Source organism: Acidihalobacter prosperus (assembly GCF_000754095.2).
Taxonomy (GTDB): Bacteria; Pseudomonadota; Gammaproteobacteria; order DSM-5130; family Acidihalobacteraceae; genus Acidihalobacter; species Acidihalobacter prosperus.
In genome coordinates this window covers 262,676-287,237 of sequence record NZ_JQSG02000001.1, presented here as the reverse complement: position 1 = coordinate 287,237, position 24,562 = coordinate 262,676, and the positions used below count along the sequence as shown (strand labels likewise).

Genomic DNA, 24,562 nt, shown 5'->3' with positions numbered 1-24,562 from the left:
GGGGTGCGGCATTGTACGCCGCGAACCCACCGCCGTCCGGGAGCCTCCCATCGACGCCCACACGCCCGACCGGAACCACGCCCTGCGGCTCGCCGAGGCCCATCTGGCCGCAGCCGACCCGGTGATGGCCCGCGTACTGGCCGCGATCGGCCCCTGCCGACTGCGCCCGCGCGACGCCCCCTTCGTCACGCTGTGCACCAGCATCGTCGGACAGCAGCTCTCGACCCGCGCCGCCGGGACCATCCGCGCCCGTCTGGAGGCCCTGCTCGGCGGACCGCCCTCGCCCGCCGCACTCGCCGGGGTCGATGCCGGCGACCTGCGCGCTGTGGGGCTTTCCGGCGCCAAGACGCGCTACCTGCAGGCCCTCGCGCAGGCCCAGCTCGACGGCACGCTGGATTTCGCCGGACTGGCGGCGCTGCCCGACGCAGCGGCGCTGGAACGGCTCACCGCCCTGCCCGGCGTCGGCCGCTGGACCGCCGAGATGTTCCTGATCTTCGGGCTGGGGCGGCTCGACGTGATCTCGCTGGGCGACGCCGGGCTGCGGCGGGCTGCGCGGATGCTGTACGGGGAAGACATGGAGCTGGGCACGGTCTCCGCGCCCTGGGCCCCTTATCGCTCGGTGGCCGCCTGGTATCTCTGGCAGCACCTCGACGGCTGAGCCGCGGGCTCAGCGCTGGCGCAGGTGGCGGTACACATACAGCGTGAAGCCGACGATCAGCAGCCCGCCGATCAGGGCGTCGAAGCGGTGGAAATACGGCCCGAGGCTATCCCAGTTCTCGCCCAGCTTCACGCCGAGTTCGGCCAGCCCCAGGCTCCACAGGAAGGAACCCGCGAAGGTGTAGAGCACGAAGCGCTTGATCTCCATGCCGGCGATGCCCGCCGGCAGGGCGATGAAGGTACGCACCACCGGCAGCAGACGGCCGACGAAGATGGTGATGTCGCCATGACGCGCGAACCAGCGGTCGGCCAGCGCCAGGTCGTGGCGCGAGACGAGCACGTAGCGCCCGTAGCGCTCGACCAGCTGGCGACCGCCGTAGCGGCCGATAGAGTAGGCAACCAGCGAGCCGAGCACGCAGCCGATCGCCCCGGCCAGCGACACCCACCACAGATTCATCTCGCCGCGATACACCAGATAGCCGGAGAACGGCAGGATGATCTCCGAGGGCAGCGGGATGCACGCGCTCTCGATCGCCATCAGCAGCACGATGCCGGCATAGCCCAGATGGGAAATCGCCGAGATGACGAAAACCGAGAGCAGACCTATGAATTTTTCCAGCATGCAATCGTCCAGACGTCGCAAAGTCGCCGATCATACCCAATCGCCCGCCCGCGGTCCCCTGGCGCTCGCGCTTTACCGCGGCGATCCTGATAGGCTCGCGCACGCATACCGCGCTTTCCGACCCTGGAGCATGCAGCCATGAGCAACGGCTATCTCCTCGCCCTCGACCAGGGCACCACCAGCAGTCGCAGCATCGTGTTCGACCTTGCCGGCCGCGCGCTGGCCCAGGCGCAGCAGGAATTCGAGCAGCGCTACCCTCAGCCCGGCTGGGTCGAGCACGAGCCCGAGGTCATCTGGGGCACCCAGCTCGCCACCCTGCGCGAGGCGGTGCGCAAGGCGCGCATCGATCCGGCCGGGATTCGCGCCGTGGGCATCACCAACCAGCGCGAGACCACGCTGCTGTGGGACCGCCGCAGCGGCCAGCCGGTCGCCCCGGCCATCGTCTGGCAGGACCGGCGCACCGCCGATTTGTGCGACGCGCTGCGCGCCGAGGGTCACGAACCCCTGTTCCGCGAGCGCACCGGGCTGCTGCTCGACCCCTACTTCTCGGGCACCAAGCTGCGCTGGCTGCTCGACCAGGACCCGGCGCTGCGGCGTCGCGCGGAGGCCGGCGAGCTCGCCTTCGGCACCGTGGACAGCTGGCTGATATACCGCCTCACCGGCGGCCGCGCACACGTCACCGACGTCAGCAACGCCAGCCGCACGCTGATGTTCGACATCCGCCGTCTGGCCTGGGACGCCGAGCTGCTGGCGCTCCTCGACGTGCCCGCCGCAGTCCTGCCCGAGGTCCGTCCCTCGGCCGGGCATTTCGGCACCCTGGCCCCGGCCATCCTCGGCCCCGAGATTCCGATCGCCGGTGTCGCCGGCGACCAGCAGGCGGCCCTGTTCGGGCAGGCCTGCTTCGCCCCCGGCATGGCCAAGAACACCTACGGCACCGGCGCCTTCGTGGTCATGCACACCGGAGAGCGGCCGGTGACGGGGGACGGCGTGCTGGCCACCGTGGCCTGGCAGCTCGGTGACGCGCCGGCCGAATACGCGCTGGAAGGCTCGATCTTCGTCGCCGGCGCCGCGGTGCAGTGGCTGCGCGACGGCCTCGGCCTGATCCCGGACGCCTCGCGCGTGGAGGCGCTGGCGCGCAGCGTGCCGGACAACGGCGACGTCTACTTCGTGCCCGCCCTCACCGGACTCGGCGCGCCGTTCTGGGACCCTTACGCGCGCGGCCTGATCGTCGGCCTGACCCGCGGCACCCGCGACGCGCACATCGCCCGCGCCGCGCTCGAGGCCATGGCCTACCGCACGCGCGACGCCATCGACGCGATGACCTCGGCCACCGGCATCCCGCTTGCCGAGTTGCGCGTCGACGGTGGCGCCTGCGTGAACGACTGGCTGATGCAGTTCCAAGCCGACATGCTCGGCGTCGCCGTGCGCCGGCCTCAGCACACCGAAACCACGGCGCGGGGCGCCGCGGCCCTGGCGGCCCTGGGCGCCGGAGTGATGGATCGCGCCCGGATCGCGGAAAACTGGGTCGAAGACAGGGTTTTCGAGCCGGGCATGGCGTCCGCCGAGCGCGAGCGCCTGCACGCGCGCTGGTGTCAGGCCGTCGAGCTTTGCCGAGGCTGGGCGCGTACCTGAGCCTGCGCATGGCAGGCCACGGCTACCACATCAGATCGTCGGGTACCTCGAAGCGAGCATAATGGGCGCGATCCTCGTCCGACATCGACTCCTCGGCACGCGCCGTAGCGACCAGGGCATCGGCATCCCGCTGGGCGATTTTTTCCGCGGCGGCAGCTGGCACCAACGCATAGCCGTCGTCCAGACGCGCGATGCGCAACACACCCGAACCCAGGCGCGTGTGCGTTTCGCGGTTCACGTACAGGGTCTTGACCTTGTCGCCGTCGACGAAATGGTGGGCGATATTCCCTTCCCATTCGCTCGCGCGGTTCGACTCGATCAGCTGACGCAAGGCCGCGGCTTCCGCCTTGGCCTTGAGCGCTTCCTGCCGCGCCTGGTTGAGTTCGCGGTCGCGTGCCTGTTTCTCGCGCGCCGCCTGCTCCGCGAGCCGTGCGGCCTCGGCGGATGCCTCCGTCCCGCGCCGCCCCTTTTTGAGCTGCTGGTGCTTTTCCTTTTTGACCTGCCTGGCCTTCTTCTCGTCGACCAGGCCGGCCTTTTTCAGCTGATCGAACAGGGAACCGGACATCGCGTGCCGCTCACATCATCGTCTGGCCGCTCATTCTAGCCGATCCCGGCATCGCCGTCGGCGCACCCCGCTCATGCCCATCCGCCAAGGGCGTGTTTACCCGTCCGCGGTGGTGGATTACGCTCGCCCCGATCTCGCCGATTAGACCATTCGGCTGCCGACCAGGGGGATGCATGCGATCCAAAACCGTTTCCGTCACGATCAATGCGCCGCCGGCACGGGTCTACGCCTATGCCTCCGCGCCCGGCAACCTGCCCACGTGGGCACCCGCATTCTGCCGCTCTGCGACCCTGCGCGAGGGCGAATGGGTGCTCGAGACCGCGGAAGGCCTCGCCCGCTGCGCATTCGCGCCGCCCAATCCCTACGGCGTGCTCGACCACACGATCACCTTCGATTCCGGTGCTCGCGTCACTCAATCCATGCGCGTCACTCCCTCCGGCGATGGGAGCGTCTTGTCGTTCGTGCTCACGCCGCTGCCGAATCAGTCGACAAGCGCCTTCGAGGCCGAGGCCAATCGCGTGCGCTGCGATCTCGAATGCCTGCGAGATCTGCTCGAAAACGAAGCATGCGGCGACCGCATCGATGATTGCTCGGCCTCCACGGCGTACGTCCCGCCCGGTTTCGGTACGGTAACGCCCTATCTGTTCGTCGACGACGCGGCCGGCTATGTCGAATTTCTCGTCGAGGCGTTCGGCGGCACGCGATCCCTGCTTTCCATGCGCCCCGACGGCAAGATCGCCAACGCGCAGATACGTATCGGCACGAGCACGCTGATGGTCAGTGAAGCGAGCGCGCAATACCCGGCCATGGCCTCCGCCTATTACCTTTATGTGGCCGATGCCGACCAAGCGCTCGCCAAGGCCCTCGCCTGCGGCGCGGACCTGGAAATGCCAGTGGCGGATATGCCCTACGGAGATCGCCAGGGTGGCGTGCGGGACCGTACCGGCACCATCTGGTGGTTATCGCAAAGGCTTGTCCATCAGGGGTACGCGAGCTGAAAGCCGGCCATCTGGCCGTCGACGGAACCATATGAACGCGGCGACTCTCCAATGTTCTACAACCGGAGGGCCGCACCGCCGCGGCCACCCTCATTCCTGCAATAATCGCGAGGACGCATCACATGCCTGTCTATTCCGCTTCGACGAGGCGCCTGGCCACAGGCTCGATCATCGCCCGCACCTACGGCCTGCTTGCGGCGAGTCTCGCACTCACCGCGGTGACCGCCGAGGTCGGCATGCGCTCGGCGCTGGCCTGGGAGCATCCGCTGCTGTGGATGATTCTCGCCTTCGGCGCGCTGCTGGGCATCCAGTTCCTGCGCGCCAACCGCGGCCTCGCCCTGTTCCTGCTGTACGTCTTCTCGGGGCTGATGGGCTTTGCGCTCGGGCCGGTGATCGGCGAGTTCCTGCGCATGCCGGGCGGCGCGGCGATCGTGAGCGAGGCCGCCGCCGGCACGGCTATCGACTTCGCCGCACTGTCGGCCTATGCGTGGGTTTCGCGCCGCGATTTCAGCTTCCTGTACGGCTTTCTGTTCACCGGGCTGATCATCGCGGTGATCGGCAGCATCGCCGGCATCTTCCTGCACATCGAACTGCTGCATCTGGTCGTCGCCGGCATCGCGCTGCTGGTGTTCTCCGGCCTGGTGCTGTTCGACACCAGCCTGCTGATCCGTCAGCGCGGCGTGGTCGACCCGATACTGATGGCGGTATCGCTGTATCTCGACGCGCTGAACATCTTCATGGCCCTGCTGCAGATTCTCGGCCTGACCCAGATGGGACGCCGCAACTGAGTCGACATGGCCGTCGCACGACCCGCCCCCGGCACGCACCGCCGCCGGGCGGCGAGATCGTGCAGCTCGACATCGACGGCGTGCTCGACCTGCATCATTTCAAGCCGCGCGAGGTGCCCGACCTGGTGCGCGAATACCTCCATGAATGCCGCCGACGCGATATCGCCGAGGTGCGCATCGTGCACGGCAAGGGCAAGGGCGTGCTGCGCGCCATCGTGCAGGACATCCTCGCCCAGGACCCACACGTGCTTGCCTACGGCCCCGCCATGGACCGCAGCGGCTGGGGTGCCACGGTGGCTCGCCTGCATACGGCGCGGACGCCACCGTCGCCGCGTACGGCGGAGACTGGCGCGGCCGTCGAGAGAAAACGATTCTGGCAGAAGCTCTGGCCCTGGCGGCGGAACTAGATCCGACGCCAGGGCCACAAGGGATGGATGAGGCTCAACCCATCGGCAGGGCGTAGTCGACGCCGACCGTGAAGTTGTCGTTGCTGATGCTGTTGGCGTCCTGCGTCATCCACTGCACGCCGAGCGACAGCCGCGGACGCAGGTGATACTTGATGCCGATGCCGAGACGACCGCCGATATCGCTGCCGCCCAGATCGCCGGTAGCCTGCAGGTTGCCGAGACCCACCTTTACGTAGGGCAGCAGCGCCTGGTCCTCGCCGACCGGGTAGCCCGCCATCAGATCGACGCCGACGACATCGGAGCCGTAGCTCACGTTCGCGTTGTGCGTGGCCTGCGCGTTGAGATCGGCAAACACGTCGCCGCCAAGGATGATCGGCGCGGCGGTCGAGTTGGCGAGCGCCATGCGATAGCCGCCGGAAATGCCTGCGGTCAACGAATTCTCGGTATTGAGGCCGGACGCGCTCGATTGATTGATGCCCGCGTGGGCGCCGATGTAGGCGCCAGTCCAAGGCGTCGCCCCGGCATAGGGGGCCGGCATCGCCAGCGCCGATACGGGCAGCGCGAGGAGAAGGCCTGCGGCCATACGGGATCGAATGCTCGTCATATCACCACTCCTTAAACGAAAACGTGGGGGGGTCGGAACGCCCGGACTCGGGCATCCCATTGACCGGCGACGTCGGACGAGGTTCAAAGCGGGACGAACGACGGGTGCGCGCCGCCGGGCACGGTAACCATCACGACGGCAGCGCACACAGGGTTGCATACCGCGCCCCACGAATTTCCGATGGGCACATCAATCATTCCAATGACTTGCAGGGACTTCGGCGAATCCGTCTGAAGTCACGGCGCGTGCAGTCCCGTCACGCGCAAAGCGCTTCCAGGACCTCGAGCAGGCGCTCGCACTGCGCGTCGGTACCGACGGTGATACGCAGGTAATCCTCGATGCGCGGCTGGCGGAAATGCCGCACCAGCACACGCTGCGCGCGCAGACCCGCGGCCAGCGACTCGCCACGATGCGCCGGATGACGCGCAAACACAAAGTTGGCCGCCGAGGGCAACACCTCGAATCCCAGCGATTCGAGTCCCGTCGTCAGGCGTTCACGACCGGCGATCACCGCCTGCCGCGTACGCTCGAAGTAGGCCTCGTCGGCCATGGCGGCGACCGCGCCGGCGATCGCCAGCCGTCCGAGCGGGTAGGAATTGAAGCTGTTCTTGACCCGTTCCAGGCCTTCGATCAACGGCGCCTGACCGAGTGCAAAGCCGACCCTCAGACCCGCCAGCGAGCGCGACTTGGACAGTGTCTGGATGACCAGCAGGTTGGGGTATTCGGGCACCAGCGCGGCCGCCGATTCGCCGCCGAAGTCGATGTAGGCCTCGTCCACGACGACCACCGAATCCGGGTTGAGATCGAGCATGCGCCGCACCGCCTCCAGCGGCAGCAGCCGGCCGGTGGGCGCGTTCGGGTTCGGAAAGATCACCCCGCCGTTTTCGCCCGCATAGTCCTCGGGATCGATGCGCAGCGCCGCATCCAGCGGCACGGGACGATAGTCCACGCCGTACAGGCCGCAATACGTCGGGTAGAAGCTGTAGGTGACGTCCGGAAAGAGGATCGGCCGCGCGTGCTTGAGCAGCGCGCAGAAAGTGTGCGCCAGCACCTCGTCCGAGCCGTTGCCGACGAACACCTGCGCGGCGTCCAGCGCGTAGCGCTGCGCGATCGCCGTCTTGAGCGCACCCGCCTCGGGATCCGGGTACAGGCGCAGCCCGTCACCAGTGTCGGCACGAATGGCTGCCAGCACGGCCGGCGACGGCGGATAGGGGTTTTCGTTGGTGTTGAGCTTGACAAGCTGTTCGACGCGCGGCTGTTCGCCCGGGGTATACGGCGTCAGCGCTGCGACAAGATCACTCCAGAATCGGCTCATGCGCGGCTTCCGTGAACGAAAGCCGCGATTATGCCGCATTCCGGGCCGGCCGCGTGCGGCCGCGCGGCATGGACTAGCGACGCATGCGCAGGCGCGTGCCGTAATTCAGCGACAGCTCGATCTCCGCGGCATCGAGTCCTTCGGGGAAATAGGTGCGCTCGATCAGCGCGTCGCGCAGGGTCGCCCCTTCCAGCACGCAGCTGCGCATGTCCAGACCGCAGAGATTGGCGCGATCGAGTCGGCAGTCGCTGAAATCCACGCCGCCGACATCCACCTTGCGCAGATCCATGGCATGCAGATCCTTGCCCGCCACGCGGCAGGGTTTCCCTGCTGCACGGTACGCGTTGAATTCCTCGATCCTGTGCTGGCCGAGCAGCTCGCAGGGATCTTCCTGTTCGCTGTCGGTCCCGCTCGTCGTGGTCATGGCACCCTCCCTTTACGTACCGGGCCAACCGCCGGTCCGCATGCGGCGCCCATGAAAACAACCGATGGGCGAAGTATGGAACCTATTGCTCCGCACCGACGTGATTGAGATCAATGAACGGCCGCATGCCGATCGTGGATAGACGCCATTCAGGGACGACCACAAGCGTTCAGCCCCTCAACCACCGGGAGTGACCCATGTTTCCCAGCGCCGACAAGCCGATCGGATATATTCTGAAACGCTACCCTCGCCTCTCCGAAACCTTCATCCTCAACGAGATCAGGGCCCTGGAACGCCTGGGCACGCGGCTCACGCTGTTCTCGCTGCTGCGCCCCGAAGAAACCCATTTCCACCCGACCGTAAACGAAGTGCGCTCGCCGGTGCATTACCTGCCCGCGTCATGGTTGCGCAAGGCTGCGGTCGTGGCTGGCGCCCACCTGTCCGCGGCGGCGGCCGCCCCCCTGCGCTATCTGCATGCACTGGGGCTCGCCAGCTGGTGGGCGATCCGTACGCGACATCCGATCAGTGTCGGCAAACAGTTCCTGCGCGCCGGCTTCGTGGCGCACCATAGCCGGCGCGCAGGCATCCAGCATCTGCACGCGCACTTTGCCAACGCGCCGGCCACGGTGGCTCGGCTGGCGGCGGTGATGTGCGGCATCACGTACAGCTTCACCACCCACGCCAAGGATCTTTACCTCTCGCCGGCACGCGTGATCAGCCGACGCGTACGCAGCGCAAGCTTCGTGCTGACCTGCACCCAGCACAATGTCGACTACCTGCGCGGATTCCTGCCTCCGGAAGACCACGCCAAGGTCCATCTGGTCTATCACGGCATCGATCTCTCGGCCTTCCCCCCCGTCGCGCCCAGCGCGTCTCAGGGTGAGCGGCCTCTGATTCTTTCGGTCGGCAGGCTGGTACCGAAAAAGGGCATGTCGGACCTGATCGAGGCCTGCCGCCTGCTGCGCGACCGCGGCGTGCCGTTTCGCTGCGCCATCGTCGGCCAGGGCCCGCTGCGCGACGATCTCGAGCGCCGCGTGGGCGAACTCCAGCTCGGCAGCGAGGTGGAGTTCCTGGGCGCGATGGCCCACGACCGTCTGATCCGGCTATACGGCGAGGCCGCGATGTTCGCGCTGGCCTGCCATGTCACCGAGGACGGCGACCGGGACGGTATCCCGAACGTCATCGTCGAGGCCATGGCAACGGGTCTGCCGGTGGTGTCGACCCAGGTCTCGGGCATCCCGGAGCTGGTCGATCACGGCCGCAACGGCATTCTGGTGTCGCCGCGCGATTCGATCGCGATGGCCGACGCCCTGCAGCGGCTGCTCGAACAACCCGCCCTGCGCAATCGCATCGGGCAGGCCGCCCGCAACAGCATCGAGGGCCGTTTCGAATGCTGGGAGACCGCCAAGGAAGTTCGTTCACTGCTGCTCGCGGAGGCCACCACATGAATATCGCCTATCTCTGCGCCGACCGAGGCATTCCCGTGCTCGGCCATAAGGGGGCCTCCGTACACGTACGCGAGATGGTCGGCGCCTTCGCGCGCACCGGTCACGAAGTCGCGTTGTTCTGCACCCAGCGCGGTGAGGGCAATCCGCCGCCTCCCGGTGAGTGCATGGAACTCCCGATTCCCGATGACCCCGATCTGGTGCGCACCATCGCGGCGGAACGGGGACTCGATCAGGATACCGGCGACAAGGCCTTGCGCAGCGAACTGTTGCGCCTGGCCCACGACCGCACGCTGACCGCCCGCATCCTGGGCGCGCTGCAGCTGCGTGGCCGCCGGCCAGACCTGCTCTACGAACGCTATTCGCTGATGCACCGCGCCGGCATCGAAATCGCCGAGGCACTGGGCATTCCCCACATCCTCGAAGTCAATGCGCCGCTGGTCGAGGAACAGGCCAAATTCCGCGGGCTGATCCAGCGCGAGCTCGCCGAACGCATCGAGCGCGAGGTCTTCAACCGGGCCAGCCATATCGTGGCCGTTTCGGAAGCGATGAAGGCGCATGCGATGAACCAGGGCGTGCCCGAATCGCATATCAGCGTACTGCCCAACGGCGTCGATACCAGCCGCTTCAACACCGCGATCGACAAGCTGCTGATCCGGGCCCGTCACGGTCTGTCCGGTTGCCCCGTGATCGGCTTCGTCGGCAGCCTCAAACCCTGGCACGGCATCGATCTGCTGCTGGACGCCTTCCAGATCGTCCGCAGGCAGCACATCGATGCCCGCCTGCTGATCGTCGGCGACGGCCCGGTGATGGAAAATCTGCGCGCCCGCGTCACCCGCGAACGTCTGGGGCGCTCGGTGGTGCTCACTGGCCATGTCCCGCATGACGAAATCCCCGCCTATCTGGCCGCCATGGACATCACCGTCGCCCCCTATCAACCGCAGCAGGATTTCTATTTCTCCCCGATGAAGGTGATCGAATCGATGGCGACCGGCAGGCCAGTGGTGGCGCCGCGCATCGGCCAGCTCACCGAACTGGTCGAGGACGGCGTGACGGGTCGGCTGTACGCGCCCGGCGACACCGCCGCCTGCGCGGCGGCCATCGCCGAGTTGCTGCACAACCCGCTCGCCAGACGGGCCATGGGCCAGCACGCCGCGAACCGCGCGCAGACCGCTTTCAGCTGGGATTCCAATGCCACGCGCGTCGCGGCATTGGTACCGGCGCTGCATGTCCACGCCGGAGCCGCCGCTCCGGCAACCGCGTGACCGGCTGAGCATGGATCAGGCCGGCTTCAGTCTCTGGTCGCTGCGCGCATATCTGCGCCCGCACCACCATGCGCTCGCCGGCTCCGCTGTTGCCATGAGCCTGCGTGCGGCGGTGTTGTTGCTGATTCCATGGCCGCTCAAGTTCATCATCGACAGCGTGCTGTTCCGACACCCGCTGCCGCTGTGGATGGTGCACTGGCTGCCAGATCCTGTCGCGCATCGCTTCGAGCTGCTCAACATGCTGGCCGCAGGCATGATCGCGCTGGGGCTGCTCGACATGCTCCTGGCCATTCTCGGAAACCGCCTGCTGCTGGTCGCCGGCCAGCACGCGGTATTCGAGTTGCGCCGCGATCTGTTCGCACACCTTCAGCGGCTCTCGCTGGCCTATCATCGCAACCGCCGCAGCGGCGAACTATCGAGCCGTCTCAACGGCGACATACAGTCGTTGCAGAATCTGGTCGCCACGATCGGCAGCGGCGTGTTCGCCCATCTACTGACCCTGGTCGGCATGGTCGTGATCATGTTCTACATCGACTGGCGCTATGCCCTGATCGTGCTCTCGGCCGGCCCCGCCCTACTGTGGCTGATGCAGCGCTACAGCAGGCGGCTCAAACAGGCATTGCGCCAAGCACGCAATCGCGAGGGCGAACTGTCCGGACTGATACAGGAAATCATGACCGCCCTGCCCATCGTGCAGGCATACGGCCGGCAGGCGCATGAGGACGATCGCTTCGGACGCCATGCCGGACAAAGCCTGGAAGCGACCATCGAGGCCAGCGACCTGCAAAACCGTTTCGCGCCGCTGGTGGCCGGCGGCATCGCCATGACCACCGCACTGGCCACCTGGTATGGCGCCACGCAAGTACTCTCGGGACGCATCACCGCCGGCGAACTGCTGGTCTTTCTCGCCTATCTGCGCGGCATGGCGGCACCGCTGCGACAATTCGCCAAGTCCGCCGGCGTGATCAGCAAGGGCCAGGTCGCCGCAGAGCGACTGGCGGACATTTTCCGCGAGGCACCAGAAATCCGCAGCAAACCCGGCGCATTGCGTCCCTCGCGCAGCCATGGCGCCATTACGCTCGAAGATGTGTCCTTCGCCTATCGCGAAGACCGGCAGATTCTGCACGATATCGATCTTTCGATCGAACCCGGCCAGACCGTCGCCCTGGTCGGCGCGACCGGCGCCGGCAAGAGCACCCTGGCCGCGCTGGTACCGCGCCTGCACGACCCTTCCCGCGGACGCGTGCTGCTCGACGGCCATGACCTGCGCGACCTCGATCTCGACTATCTGCGCGCACAGGTCGCCCTGGTCTTGCAGGAGCCGCTGCTGCTGCAGGGCAGCCTGTGGGAAAACATCGCCTACGGCCGCGATGGCGCGGGACGCGCGGAGGCCGTAGCAGCGGCTCGCAGCGTGGGTATCGACGACATGATCGAAGCCCTGCCCCAGGGCTACGACACACTCATAGGCGAACGCGGTGCCGGCCTATCCGGCGGTCAGCGGCAATGCGTCTCCATCGCCCGCGCCATGCTGCGCGATGCGCCGGTGATCCTGCTCGATGAACCGACCAGCGCGCTCGACGCCTTCGCCGAGCGCCGCGTCACCGCGGCACTCGCCCGCCTCACCGAAGGTCGCACCACCCTGATCATCGCCCATCGCCTGGCCACCATCGTCGGCGCCGATGTCATCGTGGTGTTGGATGGAGGGCGTATCGTCGAAACCGGCCGCCATGCGGCCCTGCTGGCGCGGCAGGGTGCATACGCGGCGTTGTGGCGCGACGATGCGCACGCACGTGGCGAAAACCTCACGATCAACAACGACAGTCATCGAGGGAGTGTACCGGCATGAAGATCACGATATACGGATCGGGTTACGTAGGGCTGGTGACGGGTGCGTGTCTGGCGCAGGTGGGCAATCACGTGCTGTGCGTCGACGTCGATCCCGACAAGATCCACCGCCTCGAACAGGGCGACATCCCCATCTACGAGCCCGGTCTCGACAAGCTCGTGCGCGACAACGCCGCCGCCGGCCGCCTGCGCTTCACCCTCGACGCCGCCGAGGGCGTCAGGCACGGCCTGTTCCAGTTCATCGCCGTCGGCACCCCGCCCGACGAGGACGGCTCGGCCGATCTGCGCCATGTCCTCGAGGTCGCCCGCAGCGTCGGCCAACACATGGACGACTACCGCATCGTGGTCAACAAGTCGACCGTGCCCGTGGGCACCGCCGACCGCGTCCGCGAGGCCCTCGCCGAGGCCCTCGCCGCGCGCGGGGTGGCGGCGGAGTTCGATGTGGTCTCGAATCCGGAGTTCCTCAAGGAGGGCGCGGCCATCGAGGACTTCATGAAGCCCGACCGCATCGTGGTCGGCACGGACAACCCGCGCACCGGCGAGCTGATGCGGGCGCTGTATGCGCCCTTCAACCGCAGCCGCGAGCGCGTGGTGCTGATGGACGTGCGTTCGGCCGAGCTGACCAAGTACGCGGCCAATGCGATGCTGGCCACCAAGATCAGCTTCATGAACGAGCTGGCCAATCTGGCCGAACGCCTGGGCGCGGACATCGAGGCGGTACGCGTGGGCATCGGCTCGGACCCGCGCATCGGCTATCACTTCATCTATCCGGGCTGCGGCTACGGCGGCTCGTGCTTCCCCAAGGACGTGAAGGCCCTCGAGCGCACCGCGCGCGGCAGCGGCTATCAGGCCGAGCTGCTGGCCGCAGTGGAGTCGGTCAACGAGCGCCAGAAGCAGCGCCTGTTCGAGAAGCTGCACGCGCACTTCGCCGGCGATCTCAGGGGCCGCAGCTTCGCCCTCTGGGGCCTGGCCTTCAAGCCCAACACCGACGACATGCGCGAGGCCCCCAGCCGCGCCCTGATGGAGGCGCTGTGGGAGGCCGGTGCCCGCGTGCAGGCCTACGACCCGGTCGCCATGCACGAGTGCCGCCGGATCTACGGCGAACGGTCCGATCTTGCCCTGTGCGACAGCCCAGAGGAGACCCTGGAGGGCGCCGACGCCCTGCTCATCGTCACCGAGTGGGCCCACTTCCGCAGCCCCGACTTCGACCTCATCAAACAAAAACTCTCGCAGCCCCTCATCCTCGACGGCCGCAACCTCTACGACCCCAAAATCATGCATCAGCTCGGCTTCCAGTACCTCGCCATCGGGCGGGGCGGCAATGTCGCCGACCCGGTCGAGGAACGGCCGGCCATGCGCAAGGCCGTTTGACGACCGGATGATGCAACCCTTTGCGCCGGGACGACGTGTAGACACTCAAGCACTGGATCCCGGCGCATGTACCGGGTCCGGGCAAACCCATCAGGCTGGAGGCGTTTCCACGTGAATCAATCAGGATCGTACGTGTCACCTGGCCATGCCGGGTTCTCGCTCGCGCCGCACAAGGGCTATGCGCCTGCCGTCGCGGACAACCGCTGCGGCCATCAGCATCGCGCCTCCATCCGTTATCTCCACGGCAACGACTGGATTTCACTATGCCTCGACTGCTGGCGCCGCCAGCGCAGCTTGGGCGACGTCCGCGACACGCACGATGCGTTCTCGCTGCTGGGCGGTATGGACGAAAGGCGCGGCGCCCTGCTGGCGGGCGGCCTGACGCTGGCCACGAACGATTGGCGGCAAACCCGGCCGGGGTTTCACGCCACAAGCCCGTCGCGACCGGCGCGGGTGATGCTGTATTCGCACGACACCTTCGGTCTTGGCCACTTGCGTCGCAATCTCGCGATTGCACGCCAGCTGCTGGCGACCTCGGGGCATTTCGAAGTGCTGCTGCTCACCGGCTCGCCGATGCAGGACAGCTGGCCGCTGCCGGCCGGGCTGACGGTGCGTGCGCTGCCGCCGGTGGTCAAGATCGGCGACGAGCAGTACGGGCCTCGCGATCATGCCAAGAATTTCGCGCTGCTCAAGGGACATCGTGAAGCCTTGATCCTGGAGGCGGCGCTCTCCTTCAAGCCCGACGTGTTCCTGGTCGACCACGCCCCCATCGGCATGGGCGGCGAACTGCTCCCGACCCTCGCCCTGTTGCAGGAAGGACATCCGGAGACGCGGCTGGTGCTGGGCATGCGCGACATCATCGATTCGCCGGACGCCACCCGCAAGGTTTGGTGCGAACAGGGCATCATCGACATTCTCGACCGGGTCTACGACCAGATTCTGGTCTACGGGCGCCAGGACTGGTTCGACGTCGTCGACGCCTATGGCATTCCCGATTCGGTCGCCGGCAAGATTCGCTACTGCGGTTACGTGTGCAACCAACCGAGCAGCGACGTCGCAACCGCCGCGCTACCGGTCCGGGCACCGGGCCGCCCCCGCGTGCTCGTCACGGTCGGCGGCGGCGGCGACGGTGTGCGCATCATCGACGCCTATCTGAGCGCCCTGCGCCGCAACGGCGGTTTCGGCTGCCAGAGCCTGATCGTGCCGGGACCGCTCATGGATCCGAACGAGCGTGCGCAGCTTGAACGCGCCGCCGCGGAAAGCCCGGATGTCCATCTGATCGACGGCGCCACCGACATGCTGCCGCTGATGCGCGATTCCGATCTCGTGATCGCGATGGCCGGCTACAACACCAGCGCCGAAATCCTCTCGCTGGGCTGCAAGGCCATCCTGGTGCCGCGTGCCCGGCCGCGTGCCGAGCAACGCATGCGCTCCGACATGCTCGCGCGTTTCGGCCTGGTCGATCGCGTCGATCCCGACGGCGACATCGCCGAGCAGCTGTCGCGGCTCGTGCCGGTGGCGCTGGACGCCGGCGATCGCCATCTGACGCGCTTCCCGCTGGATGGCGCCGCCCAGGTGGCGGCCGAGCTGCATGCACTCACGGCAAGACCCCGGGCCCTGCTGGAAGCCTGAATCGAAACGGTCCCGATCCGCAGCACGAGGGGGAGCACATGGCGCAGCACGCCTTCATCGTTGGGCTCGGTCATGTCGGCCTCGCCACCGCGGTCTGTCTGGCGGAACTCGGCTGCCGTGTCACCGCCCACGACCATGACGCCGCGCGCATGGACGGACTCGCGGAAGGTCGCCTGGAAAGCGACGAGCCGGCGCTCGTCGCCGCCTTCTTGCAGGGAGTGGCCGCAGGCCAGATCGCCCTGAGCCGGCGCAGCCACCCCGACGGCCCCATCGATTTCGCATTCGCCTGCGTCGGCACCCCGCTCAAGCCCGACGGCCGGCCGGCCACCACCGGGCTGCGCAACACCCTGATCGACCTCGCCGCGCGCACGCCGGGCGACTTCCTGCTGGTGCTCAAATCGGTACCCCCGCCGGGCGGTGCCCTGTCGCGTCTGCAGGCGGCCCTGGCGCGCTTGCGCACGCCGACCCGCAACCTGCCCGTGGTCATCACGCCGGAATTCCCCCGTCGCGGCCAGGCCCTGAGAGACATCACCCAGCCGAGCCGCATCGTGATCGGCACGGACGACGGCCAGGCGGCCAACACTTTGGCGAAACTCTACGCACCCTTGCGCAGCCCGATCCTGTTCGTGTCCCCGGCTTCGGCCCAGCTCATCAAATACGCGTCCAATGCGTTTTTCGCGGCGAAGATTTCGTTCATCAACGAAATCGCCTCGTTGGCGCGCAGCACCGGCGCCGACGTACGCTCGGTGGCGGAAGGCATGGCCCTGGACCCGCGTATCGGCGCGGATTTCATCGAGCCGGGCATCGGCTACGGCGGCGACTGCCTGCCGCGCGAGGTACGCGCGCTGGAGCGCCTGATCCCCGGCCACAGACCCGGCATGCTGCGTGCGACCCTGGCCATCAACGCCCGCCAGCGCGAGGCCGTCATCAGCACCCTGAACGAAGCGCTCGGCACACTGCGCGGCAAAGAGATCTGCATCTTCGGGCTGGCCTTCAAGGCCGGCACCGGCGATGTGCGGGAAGCACCCGGGCTAGCCGTCATCGACGCCCTGCGCCGCGGCGGCGCGCATGTGCGCGCCTACGACCCGCGCGCCGGCGCGGCCGCGCGCGACGCCAGACCCGCCGACGAGCGCCTGAGTCACTACGACGACGCCTATCAGGCCGCAGCTGGTGCGGACGCGGTCGTCATCGCCACCGACTGGCCCGAATTCCGCAGCCTGGACTGGACCGACATCGCCGAACATCTGAGCGGCCCCCGCGTGGTCGTGGACGGACGCAATCTGCTCGAGGGCGATGCCTTGCGCGCCCTGGGTCTAAGTTTCATCCCTCTGGCCGGCTGACTCGGGAGTCCCATGCCGCGAATCCACCCCCTGCACGCCGGACTGTGTGCGCTCGCTGCACTGATGATGCTGCTGATGCGCCCCAACTCCGCCCACGCCAACCCTTGGACGCCGGCCGGCAACCGCAACGCCATCAACTTCCAGTATCGCGACTACAGCGCCGACCGCAGCTTCCCCCAGGGCAGTTTCGGCAGCGCCACGGTGCCTTCGAGCAGCCGCTACATCAAACAGGAGCTGCGCATTACCGGCCGCGCGGCGCTGGCGCCGCGCTGGCTCTTCTTCTTCGATCTTCGCGCCGCGCACATCCGCAAGATCAAGCGCAAGCACACCCTGACCGCCAACGGGCCCGAGGATCAGCAACTCGGAATCGCGCGCATCATCGACAGCACGCCTGACCGCGCGCAGGCGCTGGCGCTGAGCACCATCATTCCCACCGGATCCGGCACACTGGACCCGGCACTGAGCACCGGGCAGAATGCCGTGGAATTCGACTACTGGCTGTGGTTCCGGCCCGCCGGCCACAACACCCCCCTGTACGCCACATTGTCGCTCGGACCACGCATATTCCTCGAAGACGGCGCCCCGCAAATCCGTTTCATGGGGCTGGTCGGCGGTCCGCTGCTGCACCGCTGGTCCTGGGTCGGCAGCCTTTTCCTGTCGCGGGTGCTGGGGCCGAATGGCGGATACATCCCAGGCGACACCGCGCATAACGCAACCAACTACAATCTGCTGCGTCCGGGCATTGGCGTGTCCTATCACCTCGCCCATGGCGTGCGTCTGAAGCTACTCTACGAAAAGGAAATGGCCGGCGAAGGCCTGCATGCCGGCAGCCGTATCACCTTCGGTTTGAGCCTGCGTGGCTGATGTCACGAACCCACACGGGCATCTCGCCCGGTTGCTGCTGGTGCGACACGGCCAAACCGAATGGAATCGCGACGGTCGCTACCAAGGGCGTAGCGACACCGTGCTGTCGCCGCTGGGCCACGAACAGGCGCACGCGCTCGGCACCCGCCTGGAGGACAGCGGCGCGCGCGCGCTGATCAGCAGCCCCCTGCGGCGCGCCCGCGACACCGCCGCGCCGATCGCGCGCCGGCTCGGGCTCGAGCTGGCCGTCGACGAACGACTTTGCGAACTGTCCTACGGCGAATGGGAAGGACTGACCCAAATCGAAGTCAAGGCGCGCTGGCCCGAAGCGCTGCGCAACTGGAAGCGCCAACCCGACGCACATCCTCCGGCGGGCGGCGAGCCGCTGCCGCTGGCCGCCGAAAGGGTCCGCCAATGCCTGAACGACATCGCGACCGCCCTGCCCGCGCCCGTCATCGTGGTGACGCATGCCGGCGTGATCCGCATCGCCCGCCTGCTCGCAGAGCAGGCCGCACTGGGTGCCTTCCGTCAGATCGCGATCGGCAACTCCGAGTTGTGCGCGCTCGACTGGCCGCCGCGCCGCCCCTAGCCTGTCGCCATTTCTGATAAGCTTTTTGGTTCTTACAAGACCCAAGGCACGCCGACCCCACAAGGCGCAGGTCATCAACATCAGGAGTGCGTCGACCATGAGCGAGAACATCGAATCCGTCCTGCACGAGGAACGTGTCTTCCAACCCCCGCAGGCCTTTGCCGCCGAGGCGAGGCTGAACGGCGAATCGCTGAGCGCGCTCCACCGGCAGGCCGCCGAGGATTACGAAGGCTTCTGGGCCGAACGCGCCCGCGAGGAAATCAGCTGGCAAACGCCCTTCAGCACCATCCTTGACGAATCCGACGCGCCGCATTATCGCTGGTTCACCGACGGCCAGATCAACGTCAGCTACAACTGCCTCGACCGTCACCTCGCTGAACGCGGCGACAAGACCGCGATCGTCTTCGAGGGCGAACCCGGCGACGTGCGCAAGTACACCTACCGCGAACTGCACGCCGAGGTCTGCCAGTTCGCCAACGCGCTCAAGGCACAGGGCATCCGCAAGGGCGACCGCGTGGTCATCTACATGCCGATGATCGCCGAAGCGGTGATCGCCATGCAGGCCTGCGCGCGCATCGGCGCGACCCATTCGGTGGTCTTCGGCGGCTTCTCTGCCGAGGCCCTGCGCGACCGCGTCAACGACGCCGGCGCGCGCATGATCATCACCGCCGACGGCGGCCATCGCGGCGCTAAGATCGTCCCGCTCAAGGCCGCGGTTGACGAAGCCATCGAGCACGGCACGCCCAGCGTTGAAAAGGTCATCGTATTCGAGCGCACCCGCCATGGCGTGCCCATGGTCGAGAGTCGCGACGTGCGCTGGCAGGATGCCATCGCGGGCCAGCCCCAGGCCTGCGAACCTGAGTGGGTGGATGCGGAGCATCCACTGTTCCTGCTGTACACCTCCGGCTCCACCGGCAAACCCAAGGGCATCCAGCATTCCAGTGCCGGCTATCTGCTGCAGGCGATCCTGACCAACAAATGGGTCTTCGACCTGCACGATCGAGACGTGTTCTGGTGTACTGCCGACGTCGGCTGGATCACCGGTCACACCTATGTCGCCTACGGCCCGCTGGCGCTTGGCGCGACCCAGGTGATCTACGAGGGCGCGCCAACGGTGCCCGACGGCGGCCGTTTCTGGAAGCTGGCGGCAGAGCATGCGGTCACCGTGTTCTACACCGCGCCGACTGCGATCCGCGCGCTGATGAAGCTCGGCGACGCCTTCCCCCAGGGCCACGACCTGTCCCGCCTGCGCTTGCTCGGCACGGTGGGCGAGCCCATCAACCCGGAAGCCTGGATGTGGTATCACCGCGTGATCGGCGGCGAACGCTGCCCCATCGTCGACACCTGGTGGCAAACCGAAACCGGCGGACACATGATCGCCCCCATCCCCGGCGCGGTGGCGACCAAGCCCGGCTCCTGCACCCTGGCCCTACCCGGCATCCTAGCCGACGTGGTCGACGAGCAGGGCAACACCATCACCGAAGCCGACCGGGGCGGCTATCTGGTGATCCGCAAGCCCTGGCCGTCCATGCTGCGCACCGTATGGGGCGACGACGAGCGCTACCGCAAGACCTACTGGGGCATGTTCGACGGCCGCTTCTACCTCGCCGGCGACAGCGCCCGCCGCGATGCGGATGGATACTTCTGGATCATGGGCCGCATAGACGACGTGCTCAACGTCTCCGGGCACCGTCTCGGCACCATGGAAATCGAATCCGCGCTGGTCGCCCACGAGGCCGTCGCCGAGGCCGCGGTCGTCGGGCGCCCGCACGACGTCAAGGGCGAAGCCATCGTGGCCTACGTCATTCTGCGCGGCGAACGCCCCACCGGCACCGACGCCGACGCCATGACCAAGACCCTGCGCGACTGGGTCGCCAAGGAAATCGGCCCCATCGCCAAGCCGGATGATATCCGTTTCACCGAAGGGCTGCCCAAGACGCGGTCCGGCAAGATCATGCGCCGCCTGCTGCGCAGCATCGCCAAGGGCGAAGTCATCACCTCGGACATTTCCACGCTGGAGAACGAGGCCGTGATCGCGCAGCTCCAGGGCAAGGCCTGAAGCAGACGGGCGCGGCGCTTGCCGCGCCCGCCGACCGACCATGGACACCTTCGAACTCAACCCACAACTGGCTCGTGACTGCCACCGACTCGGGCGACTGCCGTTCAGCGAACTGCTGCTGATGGACAACGCCCATTACCCCTGGTTCATTCTCGTGCCGCGCACGCGGGAAACCGAGCTGTATCGACTCGAGCCTGCCCTGCAGGCGGGCCTGATGACGGAAGTCAACCGCATCGCCGCCTTCATCGACAAGCACCAGCCCCAGATCGAGAAACTCAACGTCGCGGCCATCGGCAATCTCGTTCGGCAGCTGCATGTACATGTCGTCGGTAGACATTCCGCCGACCCGGCATGGCCAGGCGTGGTCTGGGGCACGGCCAGTCGAACAGCATATTCGCGCGCAGCGCTGGCCGCGCTGCGCGCAAGCCTGAACGCCGCACGTCTACCGGGTTTCGTCGCTCATCCTGACTCGCCATGAAATTCGCCCGCGGTATCGAAAGGCGTGATTTGAACTATGCTTTCAGGGCTGCCCGCCCCTTGCTACCGCCCGGCAGCGCCCGTTCCGTTCATCTCATATGCCCTGATGGAGCGAAATCATGAGCGAAGCCCCCGAAACGCCCAAAAAACGCACCCGTAGCGCCAAGACCGCAACCCCCAAGACGCCCGCCAAAACCGCAGCCGCCGGCAAGACAACGGCCAAACGGACCGCCACCGCAAAGCCCGCCGCCTCGCGCAGCCGCAAATCCAAGACCAGCGGCACCACCCAGGTCACGCCCGAACAGCGCTACCGGATGATTGCCGAAGCCGCGTTCTATATTGCCGAATCGCATGGATTCGACCCTGCCCGCTCGCTGAACGACTGGCTCGAGGCCGAAGGCGCGATCGACGCACGCCTGGGCGGCCATCTGACCCACTGAGCGCTGCGGGCGGACGGGTCCGCCCGACCGCCCGCACATGCGCAGAACCCACGCGCCCCGGCGTGGTCTACCCTCAGGTACGCCGTCAGGTGCTTCGCAGAGAACATGCGGTGACGCGAACAACGATTCAGGCGCGGCCGCCCACCCCGGCTGCGGCCGCATGAATGCTGCGATCGCGAGGCGCCCCGACCCTCGCCACCGCCTGCGCGCCGCGAGCGGCGTCGGGCTGCTCTCCGGGGTCGGCGGCGGACTGGCCAGCCTCGGTGGCGGCACCCTTCTCATTCCCTTGCTTACCGACCTGCTGCGCCTACCCGCGCTGGATGCGCGCGGGACCGCGCTGGCCGTATCCCTGGTCAATGCACTCGCCGGCTCGGCGGCCTATGCCGCTGGCGGCCGTATCGCCTGGGCGCCGCTTTTCTGGGCAGGGCTGCCCGCCCTGCTCATCGCCCCACTGGCCGCACGCCTGAGTCGCGACTGGCGCACGCGCGGCCTGCGCATCGCCTTCGGTCTCGTGGTAATGCTTGGCGGCATCGCCCTGTTTGCCGCCGGCATGACACCCCCTGACGGCTTCGCGCGCGGATGGCCGCATATCTATCTCCTGTTTGTGGGCGTGCTGTCCGGTGCCGTTGCCGGCGTGGCGGGCATCAGCGGCGGACCGGTATTGGTACCGCTGTTCGTACTCGGCCTGGGCATGCCCCAGGCGTTGGCCCAGGGTTCATCGCTGATCACCCGGCTGCCGGCCACGCTGAGCGGTCTGTGGGAAAACGTGCGCGAAGGCCATGTCAGCTGGCACCTGCTGCCCTGGCTGGCACTCGGCGGCCTCATCGGCTCGCTGCTTGGCGCTCGCCTCGCGCTGGCGCTGCCCGAGCACCTGCTGCGCTGGCTGTTTGCCGGCCTGTTGATCGCGCTCGGCCTGTTCGAAATCATGGACCGCCCCGGGCATCGACTGTCGGCGCACCATCACGACCCCTATCCATGACGGGCGTCATGAAGCGGTAGGCTGATTGGGTCGATAATGATGCTGTCGAAACAAGGATTTTTCACCCACACAAGGAGTATTCGCCATGGGCCTCTATCAACGCATTCTGGTACCCGTCGACGGCAGCGGGCCGGCGGGCAAGTCGCTGGCCCAGGCCCTCGCCTTGGCTGCCGACCAGGGCGCCGCGATCAAACTCATCACCGTGGTCGACGAAGCCATCGGCGACTACATGGGCGGCGAACTCGCGTGGATCGACCCTCAGACACTGCGCGACAATCTCGTCAGCGGCGCCCGCAAGGTGCTCGATGCGGCCTTGGCTGAGGCCAGGGCCGCGGGTTTGAGTGCCGAATCGGAGCTGATCGAGTCGCCGGAAGGCCGCGTAGGCCGGGCAATACTCAAGGCAGCCGAGGATTGGCAGGCCGATCTGCTGGTGATCGCCACCCACGGCCGCCACGGTCTGGCACGTCTGCTGCTCGGCAGCACCACCGAAACGCTGCTGCGCAAGGGCAGTCTGCCGATGCTGGTGGTCCCGTCCGCGGCGCCGCCGGCGTAAGCGCATCGTGATCGACCGCTTCCGCGACCACGCCGCCAACGAGCGCACCTATCTGGCCTGGATACGCACGGCCGTGGCGCTGATGGCCTTCGGATTCGTGATCGAGAAGTTCGATCTGTTCATGCGCTATCTCGCGGTGGCCGGCAACCACCCGGAACCCGCGTCCGGTGCCGGCCATCGGGCCGCCGGCGCGGGATTGGCGCTGATCGTCACCGGGCTGCTGATGGTCGCGGTCGCCAGCTGGGGCTATCTGATCAACCGCCGCGCGATCGACAGCGAAACGCCCGCGCGCTACCGCGCCACGCTCCCCAATCTAGTGCTTGCGGTCATGGTCGGCGGGCTGGGCTTGTTCCTGGTCGTCTACGTCGGACGCGAAGTGCTCGGCTGATCGCCGACTGCCGCCGGAGCCCGTCACGCCATGCCGAATCCCGCCTTGCTGTCGCCACTGCTGGTCGCCTTCGTCGCGACCACGCTGTTTGGCTTCGTCATCGGTCTCGAACTGCACAGCTACCGGCGTGCCGGCGGCCAGGATCTGGGCTTCGGCACCACCCGCACCTTCACGCTGCTCGCGGTCCTGGGCTTCGCGCTGACCCTCCTCGACCCGAGCCTGCATCTCTTTGGCTTCGGTCTGATCGTCGTCGCCGCACTGCTGGCGCTGAACTACCACACCCGCCTGCGCGCCGGCCAGCAAAGCCTGCTCGCAACACTGATCGCCCTGCTGGTCTTCCTGATCGGTCCCCTGTCGCTGCATCAGCCGATGTGGCTGCTGATCTTGTATGTGGTCGTCATCCTGCTGCTGCTCGGCGAGAAACCCGGCATCCGCCGTTTTTCGGATGCCTTCCGCAGCAGCGAGGCCGCCACCCTGGCCAAGTTCCTGATCATGGCCGGACTGATCCTGCCGCTATTGCCCGAGCGCCAGATCGCCCCCTTTCTGAGCGTGACGTATTACCAGCTCTGGCTGGCGGTGATCGTGGTTTCGGGCATCTCCTACCTGAGCTACTTCGCACAGACCTACTTCTTCCCCGCGCGAGGCGCCCTGCTCACCGGTGTGCTGGGCGGACTCTACTCCAGCACGGCCGCCACCGTGGTCCTCGGCCGGCAGGCGCGCGAGTCTGCCGGCGACGTCCACACACTGGCCGCGGCCATCGTGCTGGCCACCGCGATGATGTATCTGCGTCTGTTCAGCCTGATCCTGATCCTCGGGCACGAAGGTGTCGCCTGGCGCCTGGTCACACCCTTCGGGTTGCTGCTTGCCGGGTCGATTGGCCTGGCCTGGGGGATGCGTCGCAAATCCGCCGATGGCGCCGAATCGCCCGCGCAAACCTTGCGCCATCCGCTCGAATTCAGCACCGCCGTGTTGTTCGCCTTTTTGTTCGTGCTGTTCGCGGCTTTGACCCACTGGGTGATCGGACACTACGGCGCCGCCGGTCTGCACGCTCTGTCGTTCGCCGTCGGATTCACCGATATCGATCCCTTTATCCTCTCCCTGCTCGCAGGGCGCTTCCATGTCGACCAGGCCGGACTTGCCGCAGCCGTCATCGTCGCCAGCGGCAGCAACAATCTGCTCAAGGGCCTGTACGCCCTGGCGCTGAGCCGCAACCGTCACATTCTGCCGGCCGCCACCTGGCTGTTCGCGAGCTGCCTGCTTTCCCTGGCTTATGTCTTCTGGCACGGCGGCTGAGCCGCCTCCC

General features: G+C 67.2%; 25 protein-coding genes. 20 read left to right on the top strand and 5 right to left on the bottom strand.

The annotated features are described in order from the left end of the window. Positions 1-124: 124 nt before the first annotated feature. A complete protein-coding gene (locus THPRO_RS01415; protein WP_082954356.1) occupies positions 125-658 on the top strand; it encodes a DNA-3-methyladenine glycosylase family protein in 534 nt (177 codons plus the stop codon). A gap of 9 nt (positions 659-667) precedes the next feature. Here THPRO_RS01415 and THPRO_RS01410 read toward each other — a convergent pair whose 3' ends face one another. Next, entirely contained in the window at positions 668-1,279 is a 612-nt protein-coding gene (locus THPRO_RS01410) for a DedA family protein (protein WP_038093004.1), read from the bottom strand. A 138-nt stretch (positions 1,280-1,417) separates the two neighbouring features. Here THPRO_RS01410 and glpK point away from each other — a divergent pair, with 138 nt between their 5' ends. Then, positions 1,418-2,911, top strand: a complete 1,494-nt coding sequence (glpK, locus tag THPRO_RS01405) for a glycerol kinase GlpK (protein WP_038093001.1) — start codon at positions 1,418-1,420, stop codon at positions 2,909-2,911. Between the two features lie 22 nt (positions 2,912-2,933). On the opposite strand, the gene THPRO_RS01400 is transcribed toward glpK, so the two are convergent. Continuing rightward, entirely contained in the window at positions 2,934-3,476 is a 543-nt protein-coding gene (locus THPRO_RS01400; RefSeq protein WP_038092999.1) for a DUF2058 domain-containing protein, read from the bottom strand. A 173-nt stretch (positions 3,477-3,649) separates the two neighbouring features. On the opposite strand from THPRO_RS01400, the gene THPRO_RS16145 reads away from it, so the two are divergent. The 3 genes from THPRO_RS16145 (at position 3,650) to THPRO_RS01385 (ending at position 5,669) form a co-directional block, all read left to right on the top strand. Next, the gene (locus THPRO_RS16145; protein ID WP_082954355.1) at positions 3,650-4,474 is read left to right on the top strand and encodes an SRPBCC family protein; all 825 of its coding nucleotides are present in this window, start codon (positions 3,650-3,652) and stop codon (positions 4,472-4,474) included. A 122-nt stretch (positions 4,475-4,596) separates the two neighbouring features. Continuing rightward, positions 4,597-5,262: a Bax inhibitor-1 family protein gene (locus tag THPRO_RS01390; protein ID WP_038092997.1), complete on the top strand. Its 666-nt coding sequence runs from the start codon at positions 4,597-4,599 to the stop codon at positions 5,260-5,262. Between the two features lie 59 nt (positions 5,263-5,321). Beyond that, positions 5,322-5,669: a Smr/MutS family protein gene (locus THPRO_RS01385; protein WP_065089103.1), complete on the top strand. Its 348-nt coding sequence runs from the start codon at positions 5,322-5,324 to the stop codon at positions 5,667-5,669. A gap of 34 nt (positions 5,670-5,703) precedes the next feature. On the opposite strand, the gene THPRO_RS01380 is transcribed toward THPRO_RS01385, so the two are convergent. The 3 genes from THPRO_RS01380 to THPRO_RS01370 form a co-directional block, all read right to left on the bottom strand. Then, the gene (locus THPRO_RS01380; RefSeq protein ID WP_161489912.1) at positions 5,704-6,273 is read right to left on the bottom strand and encodes a porin family protein; all 570 of its coding nucleotides are present in this window, start codon (positions 6,271-6,273) and stop codon (positions 5,704-5,706) included. A 256-nt stretch (positions 6,274-6,529) separates the two neighbouring features. After that, entirely contained in the window at positions 6,530-7,588 is a 1,059-nt protein-coding gene (gene hisC / locus THPRO_RS01375) for a histidinol-phosphate transaminase (protein WP_038092993.1), read from the bottom strand. 73 nt (positions 7,589-7,661) lie between these two features. Further along, positions 7,662-8,012, bottom strand: coding sequence for a pentapeptide repeat-containing protein (locus THPRO_RS01370; protein WP_038092992.1), 351 nt, complete (start codon positions 8,010-8,012; stop codon positions 7,662-7,664). Between the two features lie 197 nt (positions 8,013-8,209). On the opposite strand from THPRO_RS01370, the gene THPRO_RS01365 reads away from it, so the two are divergent. The 15 genes from THPRO_RS01365 to THPRO_RS01295 all read left to right on the top strand — a co-directional run bounded on the left by THPRO_RS01365 (position 8,210) and on the right by THPRO_RS01295 (position 24,552). Beyond that, positions 8,210-9,460, top strand: a complete 1,251-nt coding sequence (locus THPRO_RS01365; RefSeq protein WP_065089102.1) for a glycosyltransferase family 4 protein — start codon at positions 8,210-8,212, stop codon at positions 9,458-9,460. Beyond that, entirely contained in the window at positions 9,457-10,722 is a 1,266-nt protein-coding gene (locus THPRO_RS01360; protein ID WP_038092989.1) for a glycosyltransferase family 4 protein, read from the top strand. Before THPRO_RS01365 ends, THPRO_RS01360 begins: the two co-directional genes overlap by 4 nt. Continuing rightward, complete coding sequence (locus tag THPRO_RS01355) at positions 10,685-12,568, top strand: ABC transporter ATP-binding protein (RefSeq protein ID WP_201786910.1); 1,884 nt, start codon at positions 10,685-10,687, stop codon at positions 12,566-12,568. Before THPRO_RS01360 ends, THPRO_RS01355 begins: the two co-directional genes overlap by 38 nt. After that, a complete protein-coding gene (locus tag THPRO_RS01350) occupies positions 12,565-13,938 on the top strand; it encodes a UDP-glucose dehydrogenase family protein (RefSeq protein ID WP_065089101.1) in 1,374 nt (457 codons plus the stop codon). Before THPRO_RS01355 ends, THPRO_RS01350 begins: the two co-directional genes overlap by 4 nt. A 111-nt stretch (positions 13,939-14,049) precedes the next feature. Further along, a complete protein-coding gene (locus THPRO_RS01345) occupies positions 14,050-15,570 on the top strand; it encodes a glycosyltransferase family protein (RefSeq protein ID WP_161489911.1) in 1,521 nt (506 codons plus the stop codon). A gap of 38 nt (positions 15,571-15,608) precedes the next feature. Next, on the top strand, positions 15,609-16,910 hold the full coding sequence (locus THPRO_RS01340) for a UDP-glucose dehydrogenase family protein (RefSeq protein ID WP_038087099.1): 1,302 nt from the start codon (positions 15,609-15,611) through the stop codon (positions 16,908-16,910). A gap of 12 nt (positions 16,911-16,922) precedes the next feature. Further along, positions 16,923-17,774 (top strand): hypothetical protein, encoded by an 852-nt coding sequence (locus tag THPRO_RS01335; RefSeq protein WP_038087102.1) that lies wholly within the window; start codon positions 16,923-16,925, stop codon positions 17,772-17,774. Beyond that, a complete protein-coding gene (locus THPRO_RS01330) occupies positions 17,767-18,363 on the top strand; it encodes a histidine phosphatase family protein (protein WP_082954352.1) in 597 nt (198 codons plus the stop codon). Before THPRO_RS01335 ends, THPRO_RS01330 begins: the two co-directional genes overlap by 8 nt. 97 nt (positions 18,364-18,460) lie before the next feature. Next, positions 18,461-20,422 (top strand): acetate--CoA ligase, encoded by a 1,962-nt coding sequence (gene acs / locus THPRO_RS01325; protein ID WP_065089099.1) that lies wholly within the window; start codon positions 18,461-18,463, stop codon positions 20,420-20,422. Between the two features lie 40 nt (positions 20,423-20,462). Beyond that, positions 20,463-20,900, top strand: coding sequence for an HIT domain-containing protein (locus tag THPRO_RS01320; RefSeq protein WP_038087106.1), 438 nt, complete (start codon positions 20,463-20,465; stop codon positions 20,898-20,900). A gap of 118 nt (positions 20,901-21,018) precedes the next feature. Further along, positions 21,019-21,339, top strand: coding sequence for a DUF2934 domain-containing protein (locus THPRO_RS01315; protein WP_052064056.1), 321 nt, complete (start codon positions 21,019-21,021; stop codon positions 21,337-21,339). A gap of 160 nt (positions 21,340-21,499) precedes the next feature. Further along, positions 21,500-22,318: a sulfite exporter TauE/SafE family protein gene (locus THPRO_RS01310; RefSeq protein WP_038087109.1), complete on the top strand. Its 819-nt coding sequence runs from the start codon at positions 21,500-21,502 to the stop codon at positions 22,316-22,318. Between the two features lie 85 nt (positions 22,319-22,403). After that, complete coding sequence (locus tag THPRO_RS01305; protein WP_038087112.1) at positions 22,404-22,871, top strand: universal stress protein; 468 nt, start codon at positions 22,404-22,406, stop codon at positions 22,869-22,871. Between the two features lie 7 nt (positions 22,872-22,878). Beyond that, positions 22,879-23,259: a YidH family protein gene (locus tag THPRO_RS01300; protein ID WP_052064057.1), complete on the top strand. Its 381-nt coding sequence runs from the start codon at positions 22,879-22,881 to the stop codon at positions 23,257-23,259. Positions 23,260-23,289: 30 nt separating this feature from the next. Next, positions 23,290-24,552, top strand: a complete 1,263-nt coding sequence (locus THPRO_RS01295; protein ID WP_038087119.1) for an MgtC/SapB family protein — start codon at positions 23,290-23,292, stop codon at positions 24,550-24,552. Positions 24,553-24,562 lie beyond the last annotated feature (10 nt).

Coding starts and splice junctions, on each gene's coding strand:
- THPRO_RS01415 (WP_082954356.1), top strand. CDS start 125: ATGGCCCGCGTACTGGCCGCGATCGGCCCCTGCCGACTGCGCCCGCGC.
- THPRO_RS01410 (WP_038093004.1), bottom strand. CDS start 1,279: ATGCTGGAAAAATTCATAGGTCTGCTCTCGGTTTTCGTCATCTCGGCG.
- glpK (WP_038093001.1), top strand. CDS start 1,418: ATGAGCAACGGCTATCTCCTCGCCCTCGACCAGGGCACCACCAGCAGT.
- THPRO_RS01400 (WP_038092999.1), bottom strand. CDS start 3,476: ATGTCCGGTTCCCTGTTCGATCAGCTGAAAAAGGCCGGCCTGGTCGAC.
- THPRO_RS16145 (WP_082954355.1), top strand. CDS start 3,650: ATGCGATCCAAAACCGTTTCCGTCACGATCAATGCGCCGCCGGCACGG.
- THPRO_RS01390 (WP_038092997.1), top strand. CDS start 4,597: ATGCCTGTCTATTCCGCTTCGACGAGGCGCCTGGCCACAGGCTCGATC.
- THPRO_RS01380 (WP_161489912.1), bottom strand. CDS start 6,273: ATGACGAGCATTCGATCCCGTATGGCCGCAGGCCTTCTCCTCGCGCTG.
- hisC (WP_038092993.1), bottom strand. CDS start 7,588: ATGAGCCGATTCTGGAGTGATCTTGTCGCAGCGCTGACGCCGTATACC.
- THPRO_RS01370 (WP_038092992.1), bottom strand. CDS start 8,012: ATGACCACGACGAGCGGGACCGACAGCGAACAGGAAGATCCCTGCGAG.
- THPRO_RS01365 (WP_065089102.1), top strand. CDS start 8,210: ATGTTTCCCAGCGCCGACAAGCCGATCGGATATATTCTGAAACGCTAC.
- THPRO_RS01360 (WP_038092989.1), top strand. CDS start 9,457: ATGAATATCGCCTATCTCTGCGCCGACCGAGGCATTCCCGTGCTCGGC.
- THPRO_RS01355 (WP_201786910.1), top strand. CDS start 10,685: ATGTCCACGCCGGAGCCGCCGCTCCGGCAACCGCGTGACCGGCTGAGC.
- THPRO_RS01350 (WP_065089101.1), top strand. CDS start 12,565: ATGAAGATCACGATATACGGATCGGGTTACGTAGGGCTGGTGACGGGT.
- THPRO_RS01340 (WP_038087099.1), top strand. CDS start 15,609: ATGGCGCAGCACGCCTTCATCGTTGGGCTCGGTCATGTCGGCCTCGCC.
- THPRO_RS01335 (WP_038087102.1), top strand. CDS start 16,923: ATGCCGCGAATCCACCCCCTGCACGCCGGACTGTGTGCGCTCGCTGCA.
- acs (WP_065089099.1), top strand. CDS start 18,461: ATGAGCGAGAACATCGAATCCGTCCTGCACGAGGAACGTGTCTTCCAA.
- THPRO_RS01320 (WP_038087106.1), top strand. CDS start 20,463: ATGGACACCTTCGAACTCAACCCACAACTGGCTCGTGACTGCCACCGA.
- THPRO_RS01315 (WP_052064056.1), top strand. CDS start 21,019: ATGAGCGAAGCCCCCGAAACGCCCAAAAAACGCACCCGTAGCGCCAAG.
- THPRO_RS01310 (WP_038087109.1), top strand. CDS start 21,500: ATGAATGCTGCGATCGCGAGGCGCCCCGACCCTCGCCACCGCCTGCGC.
- THPRO_RS01305 (WP_038087112.1), top strand. CDS start 22,404: ATGGGCCTCTATCAACGCATTCTGGTACCCGTCGACGGCAGCGGGCCG.
- THPRO_RS01295 (WP_038087119.1), top strand. CDS start 23,290: ATGCCGAATCCCGCCTTGCTGTCGCCACTGCTGGTCGCCTTCGTCGCG.